General features: G+C 68.3%; 4 protein-coding genes. 3 read left to right on the top strand and 1 reads right to left on the bottom strand.

Annotated features, from left to right (window positions below; translation table 11 throughout):
- Positions 1-8: 8 nt before the first annotated feature.
- Positions 9-1,022 (bottom strand): Ig-like domain-containing protein, encoded by a 1,014-nt coding sequence (locus QTH97_RS10330; RefSeq protein WP_286568049.1) that lies wholly within the window; start codon positions 1,020-1,022, stop codon positions 9-11.
- Positions 1,023-1,588: 566 nt separating this feature from the next.
- On the opposite strand from QTH97_RS10330, the gene QTH97_RS10325 reads away from it, so the two are divergent.
- The 3 genes from QTH97_RS10325 (at position 1,589) to QTH97_RS10315 (ending at position 14,924) form a co-directional block, all read left to right on the top strand.
- Positions 1,589-2,230, top strand: a complete 642-nt coding sequence (locus tag QTH97_RS10325; RefSeq protein ID WP_286568048.1) for a histidine phosphatase family protein — start codon at positions 1,589-1,591, stop codon at positions 2,228-2,230.
- Positions 2,231-2,616: 386 nt separating this feature from the next.
- Complete coding sequence (locus QTH97_RS10320; protein ID WP_286568047.1) at positions 2,617-9,990, top strand: polyketide synthase; 7,374 nt, start codon at positions 2,617-2,619, stop codon at positions 9,988-9,990.
- Positions 9,987-14,924: a non-ribosomal peptide synthetase gene (locus QTH97_RS10315; RefSeq protein ID WP_286568046.1), complete on the top strand. Its 4,938-nt coding sequence runs from the start codon at positions 9,987-9,989 to the stop codon at positions 14,922-14,924. The genes QTH97_RS10320 and QTH97_RS10315 overlap by 4 nt, the downstream gene beginning before the upstream one ends.
- Positions 14,925-14,926: the final 2 nt, after the last annotated feature.

Below are 14,926 nucleotides of genomic sequence, written 5' to 3'. Positions count from 1 at the left end.
CTCTTCTATCAGAGGAGAACGAACGCACCCTTTTCCTCGAACAGCGGCACCGTGTGGCTGCCGAGGTTCGAATAGACGCTGCTGCTCGGCGCGGGCGCGGCTTGCGCAGCCGAATCGGCGCCCGGTGCCGACGGGGCAGGCGCCAGCAGAGCGATCGGCATTTCTCCGCCACCGAACAGGACGGGTTCGACCGTCGGACTGTCCACCGTGAAACTGAACGGTTCGGTCGGCCCGGCCGCCCAGCCGTTCCAGTCCGTTGCGACAGCCGTGAGATGGTGCTGGCCGTCGGCCAGATCGCTTGCCGGCAGGAATGTCCAGTTGCCTTCGGCATCCACCGTGGTGCTGCCCAGCATCACCCCGGCGTCATACACCGTGATAGTGCTGCCGGGCTTGCCGGTGCCCAGCACCTCGGGACGCCTCTCGTCCGAGATGCCATCGCGCGCGATGTTGCCCCGGATGTCGCCCGCAAAGTCCAGCACCGCATGGAGCGCCAGATGCATCTCGCCGGTCTCGCGTGCGGCGGCAGCTTCGGCGTGCTCGGGCGTGAGGGACTCCGCTCCCGAACCGGATGGCGCTGCCGTCGGTTCGGGCTGCGGCGCCGGGGCAAGGTAGGGCGCTGAAGAGCTGGAGCCTGAAGAACTCGCGGCGAGCCCGATCGCTGCCACACCGCCCAGCAGCATCAGCGGCGTGAACCCGATGCCGCCTTCCGGGCTGTTCCCGGGCGAAGAATCGGCGGCCACCTCCGGCGCAACGCCAGCCGGGTTGGACATGATGGGCGCAGGTTCCTCGGGAGGACTGCCAGCCTTTTCACTGGCCGCATCGGCCGTCAATTCGCTGCTGCTTGCGTCCGGACTGGGGGCCGCACCCGGGGTCGGACCCAAACTCGCACCAGAGCGCTGTGCCGAGACACGCAGGGCCTCTTCCGGCGTCATCTGCGCCGTGTCGTCATCCACGACCTTGCGCAGCTTTCTGCCGCGGTCGGCGATTCCGCCTTTGGCCGATGCAGCATCCGCTTTTTTCAATTGCGCATTTCGACCTGCTTTTGCTCCGCCTGCACCATTGGAAGCCTTGTTTGAAGACATGAATACCTCGAGTAGTTAAGAAAGGGATGGAGACTGGATGCACCAGGCAACCAGACACGGTTTTGGAGTTTCGACAGGCTTGGAATTGATCCGCCGGACGAGGCGGCGGAAAAACCGCGAACGAGACGTCAGCTCAGGCAGCGGGCTGGTCCACCCGGCCTGAGGGCACGGCAGCCATGCCTCTGACATGGGAGACGCCCATCTACTGCGCGGCCAAGGCTGCCGTCGGCGATTTTTGAAGCGCACAGCCGCGCGGATTCCGACGCAGCAAGCAGCTTGAACCCCGCCGCCAAGCGCTCAAGAAATCCTCACCCAGTCGTTTCTTTTCTTTTTTCTTTTGCATTGCAATTTCAAAAAATCGTCAATCCTCCATCGAAATCAGAAGAAAATTCTACAAGGCCATAATTTCATCAATCCCAAAACAATTCTCCATTTTTTGGGCGAATTTTCTCGACGCAGATCAGATTTCGGCAAGGCCGATGGGCGACAGTCCTAAAATCCCCCGGATGCAGCTCACCCGCGTCATCGCCGTCCGCCATGGAGAAACCGCCTGGAACGTCGACAGCCGCATTCAGGGCCAGCTCGACATCTCGCTCAACGACACCGGCCTGTGGCAGGCCCGGCGAGTGGCACAGGCCCTGCAGGACGAGCCCCTCACCGCCATCTATGCCAGCGATCTCGCCCGGGCCCGGCAGACAGCCGAGGAGATCGCGCGGAGCCACGGCATCGAGGTGACGGTGGATACCGGCTTGCGCGAGCGCTCGTTCGGCCTCTTCGAGGGCCGCACCTTTGCCGACATCGACGCGGCGCTGCCGGACCAGGCACGCCTGTGGCGAACCCGCGATCCCGAATTCGCGCCCGAGGGAGGTGAGTCCTTGCTCGCCTTCCGCGAACGCGTGACGAGCACCGCGGCCACGCTCGCGGCCCGGCATCCGGGCGAACTCGTCGTCATGGTTGCGCACGGCGGGGTCATGGACGTGCTCTACCGCGCCGCCACAAGACAGGAGCTGCAGGCGCCACGCACCTGGCACCTGGGCAACGCGGCCATCAACCGGCTGCTGTGGACGCCGCAGGGCTTCACCCTGGTCGGCTGGGCCGACACCGCCCACCTGCAGGGCGACGGGACGCTGGACGAAGCGACCGCCTGAGCGCGGGCTAGGCAAGCCCGAATCGCGCGAAAAATTACTGCTTTTCTCTACGTTTTCCTCATCTGGACTGAGGATTGACGTCAGTCGTTTGTACTCATTTTGTAAAAATGAGTGCAGAATCGTATCCCTCTCGAGCATCAGGCAGACGAAAACGAAACGAAGTGCGTCGAGTGTTGCAAAGCATCCAAACGACATAGGCTGGCTGACATGGCTTTCGTACGGTGGCGCAAGGGCGCTGTAGAGGGCAATATGGAGCCTCGGCTGAAAAATGAGCGCTTTGTGACTACTCTTCGCTCTGATACATCTGGAGCCGAAAAGAAGTAACGGTTGAAACAAGCAGGGGTCCTGAAGGGCATCGGCCCATTCATTCGCGGAGTCAGCAGTCCATGGAACAACAGCCTCCCCCACCATTGCCCGAGGCAGCGGCGCTCTCGCTGATCGACCTGTTCGTTCGTCCGTCCGGCAGCACGCCGCAGGCCCGTCAATCGCTGAGCGCCGCGTTGCCCACGACCCTCGCCGCGAAATGGTCGGAGGAAGCCCAGACATCCGGATGGCTGCCGGACACGCTTTTCGTCGCCGCGTGGTGCCTCCTGCAATCGCGCTGGCTGGGCAGTACGGCCGTGGCGCTCCATGAGTCCATGGCGCCCGCCGGGATGATCAGCGTCGCAGTCCATTGCGACGGCGACGCGACCACCGGCCGCTGGCTCTCGGATGTCGACCAGGCCCGTCGCCACGCTGTCACCGTTGCGGCGGGCGATTCGCAACCCTTTGCCCTGTGGCTTCGCGACGGCGCGCCCGCCTTCGGCGACCCGGGCCCGGTGCTTCAGTTAGGCGCGGCTTCGGCCGGCGCCACGCTCCACCTGACGGCCGCGGCCGCCGCCTTCGAAAGCGCAGCAGTCGAAAGCCTGCTGGCCGCACTCATAGATACAGCATCCGATCTGCTGGAACGGCCCACGGCGAGGCTGCGCGAGATCCGCACCCTGCCGGCATCCGACCGGCAACGGCAACTGGACGTCTGGAACGTTCCGCCTACCGACTACGACCCGACGCTCACGGTCCAAGCGATGTTCGACCGGCAGGTCGCCGCACGCGGCGACGCCGTCGCGCTGATCGGCGAGGACGGCCCCCTGAGCTACCGCGAACTGGCCGACCGGGCCGAGCGCATGGCGCGCAGGCTGCAAGCGCGCGGCGTCCGCGCCGGAGACGCAGTGGGCGTGATGCTCGACCGGTCGGGCGCGGCAGTGGTCGTGCTGCTTGGCGTCCTGAAGGCCGGCGCGGTCTACGTTCCGGTGCAGCCGGACTTCCCGGCCGAACGCATCGCGTTCATGCTGTCGCATTCCGATGCCGTGCTGGTCGTGACTCAGGCCGCCCACCGCCAGTTGGTCCCCGCCGGACGGGCGCTGCTGTCGATCGACGAGTCGAGGGACGACGACGCCTCGCCGGCACCGCTCGCACCCGCACCGGCCAGCGGCGACTCGGTCGCCTACGTGATGTACACCTCGGGCTCGACAGGCACGCCGAAGGGCATCGAGATCTGCCATCGCTCGATCCTTCGCCTCGTGGTCGGCGCACGCTTTGTCGAACTCCCGCCCGGCGAAGCCATGCTGCACGCCGCGCCGCTGGGCTTCGATGCCTCCACGCTCGAACTCTGGGGCCCGCTGCTGAATGGCGGCATCTGCGTGGTCCACGACGAACAGGTGCCCACCGGCGCCGGGCTGGCGCGCACCATCGCCCAGCACTCGGTCAAGACTGCATGGCTCACGGCCGCGCTCTTCAATGCGGTGGTCGACGACGATCCCGCGCAACTGGCGGGCCTGCGCCAGTTGCTCACCGGCGGCGAGGCGCTGTCGGTGCCCCACGTGCGCCGCGCGATGGCCGCCCTGCCTGCCCTCACGCTGATCAACGGCTACGGGCCGACCGAATGCACGACCTTCGCGGCCACGCACCGCATTCCGCGCGACCTGCCGGCCGACGCCCGCTCGGTGCCGATCGGGCTGCCCATCAACGACACGGCGCTGCGCGTCCTGAGTCCGACGATGGCAATGCTGCCCGCCGGCCTCGTCGGCGAACTCTGCATCGGCGGACGCGGCCTGGCACGCGGCTACCTGCAGCGGCCCGACCTGAGCGCGGAGCGCTTCGTGCGCGACCCCTTCGGCGGACCTGACGAGCGCCTCTACCGCACCGGCGACCAGGCGCGCTGGCTGCCCGACGGCACCATCGAATACATCGGCCGCATCGACGGGCAGGTCAAGATCCGCGGCCACCGCATCGAGACCGGCGAAGTCGAAGCCGCGCTGCTCGCGCACCCGGGCATCAAGTCCTGCGCGGTCATCGCCCGTGCCGACGCGGCCGGCCGGCTCCGGCTGGTGGCCTACCTGGTGGCGCGTGGCGCCGAAGTGCCGTGGACGGCCCTGCGCCAGCACCTCGCCGAGCGCCTGCCCGAAGCGATGCTCCCCGCGGCGCAGGTGTGGCTCGAGCAGTTGCCGGTCACGACCAACGGCAAGCTCGACCGCCGTGCGCTGCCCGAGCCCCCGAGGCAACGGCCCGAGCTCGCGCAGACCTTCGAGGAAGCGCGCGACGACGCAGAACGCACGGTGTGTGCAGCCTTCGCGCGCGCCCTGGGCATCGACCAGGTCGGCCGCAACGACAACTTCTTCGACCTCGGCGGCGATTCGCTGCTGGTGCTCAAGGTGCTGAAGGACCTCCAGCGCGGCAGCGAACGCCGCCTGTCGACCAACCTGTTCTTCCGCCAGCCCACGCCCGCGGCCCTGGCCGCCGGCATGCAGGACAGCGAGACCGCCATGGCGCCGCGCGAGGCCGCCAGGCCCGCGCCGCAAGCGACGCACGACATGGAACCGGTGGCACTGATCGCCATGGCCGGCCGCTTCCCGGGCGCCGCGGACGTCGAGCAGTTCTGGGACAACCTGATGGCGGGCCGAGAGTCGATCACCTTCTTCGACGATGCGACGCTGGACGCCGGCGTCAGCGCCGCCTTGCGCGCCGACCCCTCCTACGTGCGCGCACGCGGCGTGATCGACGACATCGAGCAGTTCGACGCGGCCTTCTTCGGCATCAACCCGAAGGAAGCGGAACTGATGGACCCGCAGCACCGCGTGTTCCTCGAGATCTGCTGGGAGTGCCTCGAACGCGGCGGCTACGTGCCCGACCAGGCGCCCGGCCCTGTGGGCGTGTACGGCGGCATGTACAACGCGACCTACTTCCAGCGCCATGTGGCGGCACACCCGGACCTGATCGACATGGTCGGCGACTTCCAGGTGATGCTCGGCAACGAGAAGGACTACATCACCACCCGCGTGGCGAACAAGCTGAGCCTGACTGGCCCCGCCGTGAGCGTGCACACCGCCTGCTCCACCTCGCTGGTGGCGGTGGCGCAGGCCTTCCATGCACTGCGCACCGGCCAGTGCCGCATGGCGCTCGCGGGCGGCGCGTCGGTCACCTGCCCGCCACGCAGCGGCTACCTCTACAACGAAGGCTCGATGCTGTCGCCTGACGGCCATACGCGCAGCTTCGACGCCAAGGCCAAGGGCACGGTCTTCAGCGACGGCGCGACGGTCGTGCTGCTCAAGCGCCTGTCCGACGCGATCGCGGACGGCGACACCATCTATGCCGTGCTGCGTGGCGCGGCGATCAACAACGACGGCGGCGCCAAGGCCAGCTTCACCGCGCCGAGCGTGGACGGACAGGCCGCCGTGATCGAGGCCGCGCTGGCATCGGCCGGCGTCGAGGCCCGCAGCATTTCGTATGTCGAGACCCACGGCACGGCCACGCCGATGGGCGACCCGATCGAAGTCGAGGGCCTCACCCGGGCCTATGCAGCGCACACCGCCGATACCGGCTTCTGCACCATCGGTTCGCTGAAGAGCAATGTCGGCCACATGGTCACGGCCGCCGGCGCGGCCGGCCTCATCAAGGCCGCCCTCTCGATGCACGCCGAGGCGATTCCCGCCAGCCTGCATTACGAATCGCCGAATCCGGCCATCGATTTCGACGCCTCGCCCTTCCGGGTCAATCACCAGCTGCGCCCCTGGCCGCGCGAGGCCACGCCGCGGCGCGCGGGTGTCAGCAGCTTCGGTGTCGGCGGCACGAATGCGCACGTCATCATCGAGGAAGCGCCACTGCGCGCGCCCTCCGAACCCGCGACCGGCCCGAAGTTGCTGACCCTGTCGGCCCGATCGCCGGCAGCGCTGGCCGCCGCGGCGACCCGGCTGGCCGATCACCTCGACATGCATCGCGATGCATCGCTGGCCGACGTCGCCCACACGCTGCGCGTCGGCCGCAAGCAGTTCGCGCATCGGGCCTGCGTGGTGGCCGAGTCCTTCGACGGGGCCGTCGCCGCACTGCGCACCGCCGACTCGGCTGCGCGCGCCGGCGGCTCGGTGAGCGCCTGGGTGCCGCAACCCGTCTTCATGTTCCCGGGCCAGGGCGCGCAATACGCCGGCATGGGCCGCACGCTCTACGCGGGCGATGCCGTCTTCCGCGCCGCCTTCGACGACTGCCTGCACGCCTTCGACGGCGTGCTGGGCTTCGATCTCCGCGAACGCATGTTCTCGGACGATGCCGCGGCGCTCACCCCCACGTCGGTGACGCAGCCGGCCACCTTCGCGCTCGAATACTCGCTCGCGCGCCAGCTCATGTCGCTGCAGGTGACGCCGGCGGCCATGATCGGCCACAGCGTGGGCGAATTCGCCGCTGCCGTGCTGGCCGGCGTGATGCGCCTCGAAGACGCGGCGCGGCTCGTGGCGCAGCGCGGCGCACTGATGCAGGCCCTGCCCGCCGGCACGATGCTGTCGGTGCGCCTCGCGGCCTCCGAGCTGCTGCCGCTCCTGCCCGAAGACATTTCGCTGGCAGCCGACAACGGTCCGGCCGTCTGTGTCGCCGCCGGTCCGAGCGACGCGATCGAGAGCCTGCGCGCCGCGCTGGAGGCCAAGGGCATCGTCGCGAAGACGCTGCAGACCTCGCACGCCTTCCACTCCGCCATGATGGATGCGGCCGTCGCCCCCTTCGAGGCGCTGGTGCGCCAGACAGCGCTCGCCACGCCCAGCCTGCCGATCTATTCGACGCTCACGGGCCGCCTGCTGACGGACGAGGAGGCGACCGACCCGCACTACTGGGCACGGCACCTGCGCGAAACCGTGCGCTTCTCGCCCGCCGTGCGCGAAGTGCTGGCCCAGCTCGCGCATCCGCTCTTCATCGAGATCGGCCCTCGCAACACGCTCGCGACGCTGGTGCGCCAGCACGCGACGAAGGCAGTGCCCGCCCCCGCCGCGTCGCTGCTGCCGGACCCGGCGCAAGGCGAAAGCGTCGCATGGCGGCTCGCCGCCGGGCGGCTCTGGGCGCAGGGCGTCGAGATCGATCTCGGCGCACTCGACCCGCGCGAGCGCAAGCATCGCGTGCGCCTGCCGACCTATCCCTTCGAACGCAAGCGCTTCTGGGTCGAGATGGCGACGGCTTCCGCCGCGTCGGCCGTGCCCGAGCCGGTCAGCGTGCCGGCTGCTTCCGCTGCTGCGCCAGCTCTCGACGCTTCCGTCCCTTCTGCTTCTTCCGTCTCCCTTCCCACATCGATTCCGGAGTTGACAATGACTGTCGCTGCTGTCGCCACATCCGCGCCGCCCGCCGCGCGCCGTGCATCCCTCGTCACGCGTCTGCGCGAACTGTTCGAGAACCTGTCCGGCGTCGACATGGCCGACGTCGAAGGCGCCGCGCCCTTCGTCGAGATCGGGCTCGACTCGCTCACGCTCACGCAGGCCGCGCTCCAGGTCAAGAAGAACTTCAAGGTCAATCTCACCTTCCGCCAGTTGATGGAAAGCTATCGCAGCTTCGACGCGCTGGCGGAGTTCCTGGATGCCACGCTGCCCCCCGACCCGGTGGCAGCGGTCGCGGCACCTGTGGCGGTGCCCGCAGCGGCCGCCGTGCCGCAACAGGCAGCTCCCATCGCGATGCCCGCCATGCCGGCGATGCAGCCCGTGGCCGGCTTGGCCGCCGGCAACGGCACCCTGATGCAGCAGGTCATCGCGCAGCAGATGCAATTGATGCAACAGCAGCTCGCATTGCTGTCGGCGGCGCCGTTGGTTCCGGTCAGCCCTGCGCTGCCGGCACCGGTGGCGGAGCAACCCACGCCCATGGCCACCGCCGCGGCCACGGCGTCCATTTCCCCCACGCCGGCTGCTGCCGAGGAGCCGACCGCGCCCCTGCAGAAGTACGACGTCAAGAAGGCCTTCGGCGCCATCGCGCGAATCCACACGCAGAGCAAGGAGCCGACCGAGCGGCAGAAGGCGCGCCTGGCGGCCTTCATGCGCCGCTACGTGGAACGCACGCGCAGCAGCAAGGCCTTCACCGAGCGCAACCGCCCGCACATGGCCGACCCGCGCGTGGTCAACGGCTTCCGCCCCGCGACCAAGGAGATCACCTACCAGATCGTCATCGATCGCTCCAAGGGCTCGCGGCTCTGGGACATCGACGGCAACGAATACGTCGACACGCTCAACGGCTTCGGCATGAACCTCTTCGGCTGGACGCCGGATTTCATCAACGACGCGGTACGCAAGCAGCTCGACCTCGGCTACGAGATCGGCCCGCAGCATCCGCTCGCGGCCGACGTCACGCAATTGCTGTGCGACCTCACGGGCTTCGACCGCGCGGGTCTTTGCAACACTGGCTCCGAGGCCGTGATGGCTGCGCTGCGCATCGCCCGCACCGTCACCGGCCGCAGCACGGTCGTGCTGTTCACCGGTTCCTACCACGGGACCTTCGACGAAGTGCTGGTGCGCGCCGGCCGCAATGCCAAGGGCATGTCGGCGGCGCCCGGCGTTCTGCAGGGCATGTTCGGCGACGTCCGGGTGCTCGACTACGGCACGCCGGAAGCGCTGGAATTCATTCGCGCCAACGCCGACGACCTGGCCGCGGTGCTGGTCGAGCCGGTGCAGAGCCGCCGGCCCGACTTCCAGCCGCGCGAGTTCCTGCGCGAGGTGCGCGCGATCACGGAGAAGTCCGAAACCTGCCTGATCTTCGACGAGGTCATCACCGGCTTCCGCTGCGACCTGGGCGGCGCGCAGGCGGTGTTCGGCATCCGCGCCGATCTCGCGACCTACGGCAAGGTGCTCGGCGGCGGCTTCCCGGTCGGCGTGATCGCCGGCAAGCGCACCTACATGGACGCGCTCGACGGCGGCCCATGGCAGTACGGCGACGACTCGGTGCCCACCGTGGGCGTAACCTATTTCGCCGGCACCTTCGTGCGGCATCCGCTGGCGCTCGCCGCATCCAAGGCCGCCCTTGAATTCCTGAAGAAGGACAACAACAAGCTGCAGACGCAGCTGAACCTGCACACCGCGGCCATGGCCGACGAGCTGTCGGCCTTCTGCCGCGAGGTCGGCGCGCCGGTCGAGATCCGCTACTTCTCGTCGCTATGGCGCGTGAGCTGGCTGGAAGACCACCCGCTGCAGGACCTGCTGTTCGCCATGATGCGCAGCCGCGGCGTGCACATCCTGGACAACTTCCCCTGCTTCATGACGACCGCGCACACGCAGCAGGACATCGCGACCATCAAGTCCGCCTTCAAGGAATCGATTGCCGAGATGCAGGAAGCCGAACTGCTGCCGCGCCGCGCGGCGCCGAAGCCGGCCTTCGACGCGTCCAATCCGCCCGTGCCGAATGCGCGGCTCGGTCGTGACAAGGACGGCCAGCCCGCATGGTTCGTTCCCGATCCAACCGCCCAAGGCAAATTCACGAAGTTCCAAGCATGACCGCAGCCGTCCTCACCCCCTCCGACGACAGCGCCGTGGACGAGTTCGACCCGTTCGCCGCTGGTCTGATCGAGCGCATCGTCGCGACGACCGAAGCGCAGCGCGAAGTCTGGCTCGGCGACCGGCTGAGCCCCGAGGCATCGCTGGCCTACAACGAGTCGCTGCGACTTCGCCTCAGGGGCAGGCTGGACACGCCCGCCCTGGGCGCGGCGCTGGACCAGCTGGTCGCACGCCACGAATCCCTGCGCTCGACGATCTCGCCCGATGGCACCCAGTTGCTGATCGGCGAGGCCGCCCCGATGCAGATGCGCCAGCATGACCTGCGGCATCTCGACGCGGCGGCCCAGCAGCGCCGGCTGGAGGAAGACGGGCTGGCCGCCGTGCAGGACCCCTTCCTACTGGAGAAGGGCCCGCTCTTCCGGGCCGCCCTGTACCAGCTCTCGCCGACGGACCACATGCTGGTGATGACCGCGCACCACGCGATCTGCGACGGCTGGTCCTGGGGCGTCATCAGCCGGGATCTCGGCCTGCTCTATGCGGAGCAGACCGGCGCCGGCCCGGCGCTCGACCCGGCCGCGCGCTACTCCGACTACGCCGCGTGGGAGGCCGACGAAGCGTCGAGGCCCGACATGCAGACGCATATCGACTACTGGCTCTCGCGGTACGCCGGAGGCAGCCTCCCGGTGCTGGAGCTGCCGCTCGACCATCCGCGGCCCGCCGTGCGCACTTTCAGCTCGCGCCGCATCGACCACGTGCTCGACCAGTCCCTGATCGACGGCCTGCGCAAGGTCGGCTCGGGGATGGGCACCAGCCTTTTCGCGACGATGTTCAGCGCCTTTGCCGCAACGCTCCACCGGCTGACGGCTCAGGATGACCTCGTGATCGGCATCGCCGCCGCAGGCCAGATGCCGAGCGACATGCCGGAACTCGTGGGCCACTGCGTGAACCTGCTGCCGATCCGCCTGGCGGTCGATGCACAGACATCCTTCGACCAGCTGGCGCGCCAGTCGGGCGGCGTGCTGCTCGATGCCTTCGAGCACCAGACGCTGACCTACGGCGCACTGCTCAGGAAGCTGCCGGTGCCGCGAGACCCGAGCCGCCTTCCGCTCGTGAACGTGCTGTTCAACCTCGACAGCGGCGCACTGGCGACGAGCACCTTCCCCGGACTCGAATCCGAACAGAGCTCGATCGCGCGCCGCTACGAGAACTTCGAGCTGTTCGTCAACATGGCGCCGGTCGCCAAGGGCATGCAGATCGAGGCGCAATACAACGCCGACCTGTACGACGATGCCACGATCAAGCGCTGGCTCGGCATGTACGAGTGCCTCCTTCGCGCCGCCGTCTCCGATCCGAATCAGCCCGTCGGCCAGCTCAATGTGCTTTCCGACGCAGAGGCGCGGGCGATCGAGGCGCTGCAGCCGGCGCCGACGCCGCTCGTCGGGGAGCAGCTGATGCACGCCGGTTTCGTCGAACGCGCGGCGCTCAGTCCGGATCGGATCGCCCTGCGCGACGGAGACCGCCGCTGGAGCTACCGCGAGCTCGACGAACAATCGAACCGCCTGGCGCACGCCCTTCGCGAGCGCGGCGTGGGCCGCGGCCAGCGCGTGGGCCTGTGCCTGGAGCGCAATGCGGACATGATGGTCGCCTTGCTGGCCGTGCTCAAGGCGGGCGCCGCCTACGTCCCGCTCGACCCGGCCTTCCCGCAGGCGCGTCTCGACTACTACGCCGAAGACGCCCAGCTGGGCCTGCTGCTGACCGCGTCGACGGTCGAAGCGGCCCCCGCGAACTGGTGCCCCGACGCGGCGCAGCGCGTGTTCGCGCTCGACAGTGACACCGCATGGCCAACCAAGCCCGCCACGCCGCTCGCACGCTCTGCGCAGGACGCCCAGCCGGGCGATGCCGCCTACGTCATCTACACCTCGGGATCGACCGGCAAACCCAAGGGCGTGTGCGTGCCGCACGGCGCGGTCGCGAACTTCCTGCAGAGCATGTGCGAAGCGCCCGGCATCACCGCCGACGATCGCCTGGCCGCCGTGACCACGCTGTCGTTCGACATCGCCGTGCTCGAACTGATGTTGCCGCTGACGGTCGGCGCCGAAGTGATCCTGGTGTCGCGCGACACGACCATGGACGGCAATGCGCTGCGCAGGCTGATCGAAGAAAGCGGCGCGACCATGATGCAGGCGACGCCGGGCGGCTGGCGCCTGCTGCTCGATGCGCAGTGGACCGGCTCGCCCCAATTCAAGGCACTGGTCGGCGGCGAGGGCCTGCCCGCGCATCTGGCCCATTCGCTGCTGGAGCGCTGCGGCGAACTCTGGAACATGTACGGGCCGACCGAAACGACGATCTGGTCGACGCTCTGGCGCGTCGAGCCGACGCGGTTCGCGAAGCGCGGCGTTTCGATCGGGCAACCCATCGCCAACACGACCGTGTGGATCGTCGACTCCCGCAACCAGCGCTGCCCCATCGGCGTGCCGGGCGAGATCGTCATCGGCGGCACCGGCGTGACCCTGGGCTACCTGGAACGCCCCGAGCTGACGGCCGACCGCTTCATCCCCGATCCGTGGGGTGCAGCGGGCGCCCGGATGTACCGCACGGGCGATCGCGGCCGCTGGGGCAACGACGGCCTGCTGGAACACATGGGCCGTTTCGACTTCCAGGTCAAGGTGCGCGGCTACCGGATCGAACTCGGCGAGATCGAAGCGTCGTGCAACGAGGTGCCGGGCGTCGGGAGCAGCGTCGTCGTCACGCGCGAGGACCAGCCGGGCGACGTGCGCCTCGTGGCCTATCTCGCCATGACACCCGGCGCCGTGCTCGACCGGACCGCCATGGGCGAGCATCTGCGCGCACGGCTGCCGCACTACATGCTGCCGCAGCATGTCATCGCCCTGCCTGCACTGCCGATGCTGCCCAACGGGAAGGTGGACCGCAAGTCGCTGCCATCGCCTCACGCCGGCGCCGCCTCAGGCGAAACCAGGGCGCGGCTGGCACCGCGCAGCGAACACGAACGCACCGTGCTGAGCGCCATGGAAGAGCTGCTGCATCTGCCCGCCATGAGCGTCCTGGATGATTTCTTCGAGATGGGAGGGCATTCGCTGCTCGCGGCACGCCTGACCACACAGCTCAACAAGACGCTCGGCATCCAGATGCCTCTGAGCAAGCTGTTCGAAGCGCCGACGGCCGAGCGCCTGGCGATCGAGATCGCGCGGGCGCAGAACGCCGGCGCGCCGGTGGTCATTCCGCGGCGGCTGGACCGCACTACCGCCCCCATCACCCTCGAGCAGCGGCGCATGCGTTTTGCCGAAGACCTGCATCCCGAGAACACGGCCTTCAACACGCCGTCGGCACACCGCCTGACCGGCCCCATGGACCGACCGAAGTTCGAGCAGGCCTTTCGCGAAATCGTGCGGCGCCAGGATGTCCTGAGGACCTCGATCGTGCCGGCACCCGACGGCTCGGGCTGGGTCCAGTTCATCGCGGATGATCTCGAGTTCACCCTTCCCTTCGAAGACTTGCGCGAGATACCCGCCGAGGCCCGCGAAGCAGAGCTTCTTCGGCGGATGCAGGCCATCGTCGACGAGCCGATTCATGCCGCGCCTGCTCCGCTGTTCCGCTGCGCCCTGTATCAACTGGGCGACCGGGAGCACGTTTTCCTGTTCATGGCGCACCACCTGATCTGGGACGGCTATTCCTTCGACATCCTCTACCGCGAGATGGCCGCCGGATACGAGGCGCTGCTCGACAGCGGCAAGCAGCCTCTTCCGAAGCTGGCGATCAGCTATGGCGACTACGCGCAGTGGTATGGCCAGTGGCTTGAAGGCTCGGAAGCAGAGAAGCAGCGCGCCTACTGGAAGCAGCGCTTCCTCCAGGCGCCCGTCCTGGCACCCGTGCCCCGCGACAGGACGGCGCTGCCCGGCGTCCCGGGCCAGGGCATGCACGAGGAGGTCCGCATCGATGGCGCGCTGGCAGAAAAGTTGCGCGGCATAGGCCAGCAGCATCGGGTCACGCTCAACATGCTTCTCATGGCCGCCTTTGCGGCAACCGTCTCCGGCGCAGTAGGGCAACCCGCCGTTTCACTCGGCATGCCGGTGCGCGGCCGGATGATTCCCGAGCTCGAACACATCATGGGCCTCTTCATCGGGCTGGCGCCGGTGATGCTCGACGCGAAGAAGGAGCTCCGATTCCTCGACTTCGCCCTCGGAGTCAAGCAGGAGTTGATCGGCGTGCTGGCACACCAGGACCTGCCGTTCGAGCAGGTGATGGAGCAGGCCAGTCCGGAGCAACGGCGCGCCGGGGGATACCAGGCCGCCTTCTCCTTCCAGGATACGCACGAGCGCCAAAGGAAGTGGGGGCCGCTCATGCACGAGATGATCCCCTTGCTCCAAAAGGGGCTGACAGACAACCTCGGCCTGTGGCTGCTCGACCGCCCGTCCGGAGTGGAGGGCGCATTCGTCTACAACAGCTCCCTCTATGCCCGCGAAACGGCGTTGGCGCTGCGGCAGGCCTTCCTGGACACGCTCGCTGCAGTCGCCAACCATCCGAACGCCACACTCGCGGATCTCTCCTCGGGTTGGGCACGCACCACGCTTGCACAGAAGAACCAGGCCCCGGCGGCGCCCATGGCGCTCCTGCCGCCCGAACAGGCGCGCCTCGCCCAGATCTGGGCCAGTGCCCTCGGCATCGATGTCGATGACATTCGCGCCCGCGACAATTTCTTCGATCTCGGGGGCGATTCGCTGCGCGTGATGGGCGTGATCGAACAGGCGGCGCAGACGTTCGGCTTTCGCGTGCAGCCGCGCCGCTACGTGTTCGAAACCCTTGCGCAACTCGTGTCCGCTCCGGCGGCCGCCGAAGACGACGTGCAGGCCGCAATGCCGAGCAATCGACCTGGCCTGTTGCGCCGGGTGTTCTCGGGCTGGGGTCGCAGAACCTGAGC

It is taken from the genome of Variovorax gracilis (assembly GCF_030317115.1).
Lineage (GTDB): Bacteria > Pseudomonadota > Gammaproteobacteria > Burkholderiales > Burkholderiaceae_C > Variovorax > Variovorax gracilis.
Note: the sequence above shows the minus strand (reverse complement) of the source record. Positions and strands in the feature narration are given on the sequence as shown.

Excerpts from the sequence above, each read along its gene's own strand:
- QTH97_RS10325 (WP_286568048.1), top strand. The coding sequence starts at position 1,589 with ATGCAGCTCACCCGCGTCATCGCCGTCCGCCATGGAGAAACCGCCTGG.
- QTH97_RS10320 (WP_286568047.1), top strand. The coding sequence starts at position 2,617 with ATGGAACAACAGCCTCCCCCACCATTGCCCGAGGCAGCGGCGCTCTCG.
- QTH97_RS10315 (WP_286568046.1), top strand. The coding sequence starts at position 9,987 with ATGACCGCAGCCGTCCTCACCCCCTCCGACGACAGCGCCGTGGACGAG.